Annotated in this window: 2 protein-coding genes; both read left to right on the top strand. The window is 64.0% G+C overall.

Annotated elements, in window-relative coordinates:
- Positions 1-178: 178 nt before the first annotated feature.
- Positions 179-1,864 carry a S9 family peptidase gene (locus tag VK519_RS03285; protein ID WP_324347642.1) on the top strand — a complete coding sequence of 562 codons (1,686 nt, stop codon included), beginning with the start codon at positions 179-181 and terminating at the stop codon, positions 1,862-1,864.
- A gap of 2 nt (positions 1,865-1,866) precedes the next feature.
- Positions 1,867-2,110, top strand: a 244-nt coding sequence (locus VK519_RS03280) for a LysE/ArgO family amino acid transporter (protein ID WP_324347640.1), incomplete at its 3' end; no start/stop codon positions are given.

Raw genomic sequence — 2,110 nt, 5'->3', positions numbered from 1 at the left:
GCGGCCGTCGGGCGACAGCGTGGTATCGACGATTGCGACCGACTTGCCCAGGTAGAACGGCCGGCACGCGCGCGATCGCGCGCTGGACGCTGCCGATCCCACGCGCGCGGGCCGGCCGTTCTACCTGGGCAAGTCGGTCGCAATCGTCGATACCACGCTGTCGCCCGACGGCCGCTGGATGCTGGTGGTGACCAAGCCCAAGGGCCACGACGACGGCACGGCGCCGAAGATCACCCATTACGTGACCGAATCCGGTTATCCGGAACCGGAGGACGCGCGCACCTACGTCGGCCGCAACGACGGCGCGCCGCAGTCGCTGGTGTTGCTGGACCTGTCCGGCCATGCCAGCTTCAACCTCAAGACCGATGCCCTGCCCGGCATCAAGGACGATCCGCTGGCGGAGCTTCGCGCCAAGGCCATCGCACGACTGCGCAAGGCCGGCAAGGACGAGGAGGCCGATGCGCTGAAGGCGCCGGCGGTGCGTCCGGTCTATGTGAACAGCGAATTCGGACCCGGGGTGGTGTGGAGCGACGACGGTATGAATGTCGGCGTCCAGTTGCGCGCCTATGACAACAAGGACCGCTGGATCGCAAGCGTCGATTTCCCCTCGCATGCGCTTGTCAGCCAGCAACGCCTTTCCGACAAGGCCTGGGTGAACTGGAACTTCAACGACTTCGGCTGGCTGAAGGATGGCCGCACGTTGTGGTACCTGAGCGAGGAAACTGGTTATTCCCAGCTGTACACCAAGCCCGTGGGCGGCAAGGCCGCGGCGCTGACCAACGGCAAGTTCGAAGTGAGCCACCCGGCGCTTAGCCCGGATGGTCGCAGCTTCTTCGTGCGTGCCAACCGCGAGGCGCCTTATAGCTACGACATCTACCGCGTGCCGGCGGCCGGCGGTTCGATGGAGCAGGTGACGCACTTGAAGGGCATGGACGACTTCGTGTTGTCCGGCGATGGCCAGCGCCTGGCGGTATTGCATTCATCGCCTTATGTGCCCAGCCAGCTGGCGGTGGTGGACGCAGGCGGTGGCGCGCCGCGGGAACTCACCGACACGCGCAAGCCCAGTTACAAGGCCATGCAGTGGGTGGAGCCTGCGATCGTCCAGGTGCCCTCCAGCCATGGCGCGGGCACGATCTACGCGAAGTACTACGCCGCGCCCGGTGCCGACGCGGCCTCGCGTCCGGCAGTGATCTTCGTGCACGGCGCCGGCTACCTGCAGAACGTGCATCAATCGTTCCCGGTGTATTTCCGCGAGCAGATGTTCCATAACTTGTTGGTCCAGCGCGGCTATGTGGTGCTGGACATGGACTACCGCGCGTCCGAAGGCTACGGCCGCGACTGGCGCACGGCGATCTACCGCAACATGGGCCATCCGGAACTGGAAGACCTGCTCGACGGCAAGGCCTGGCTGGTGAAGGAACACCATGTCGATGCTCATCGTGTAGGCATCTACGGCGGCAGCTACGGCGGCTTCATGACCTTGATGTCGCTGTTCCGCGCGCCCGGTGAATTTGCCGCCGGAGCGGCGCTGCGCCCGGTAGCCGATTGGTCCAGCTACAACCAGGAATACACCTCCAACATCCTCAACGATCCGCAGATCGATCCCGAGGCATACACCACCAGTTCGCCCATCTACTATGCCGACCAGCAGCGCGATCCACTGTTGATCATGCACGGCCTGATCGACGACAACGTGATGGCCAGCGATTCCATTCGCCTGTACCAGCGGTTGATTGAATTGCACAAGAAGGACTTCTGGATCTCGCTGTACCCGATGGAGCGCCACAGCTTCGTGCATGCGGATTCCTGGCACGATGAATACCGCCGCATCGATGAGTTGTTCCACGACAAGCTCGGCCAGTAGGCATGCATGCGGCCATCGCCGGGTTCGCCCTGAGTTTTTCGCTGATCCTGGCCATCGGCGCGCAGAATGCGTTCGTGCTGCGCCAGGGCCTGCGCCGCGAGCACGTGTTCTGGGTGTGCCTGGTGTGCGCTTTGTCTGATGCGGCGCTGATCGGTGCGGGCGTGCTGGGTTTCGCCAGCGTCATCGATCGCGTGCCGTGGATCGTTCAGGTGATGCGCTGGGTGGGCGCGGCGTGCCTTTTCATCT

This window comes from Pinirhizobacter sp. (genome assembly GCF_035317885.1).
Taxonomy (GTDB): domain Bacteria; phylum Pseudomonadota; class Gammaproteobacteria; order Xanthomonadales; family Rhodanobacteraceae; genus Pinirhizobacter.
The sequence above is the reverse complement of the archived record's forward strand: the minus strand, read 5'-3'. Positions and strand labels throughout refer to the sequence as shown.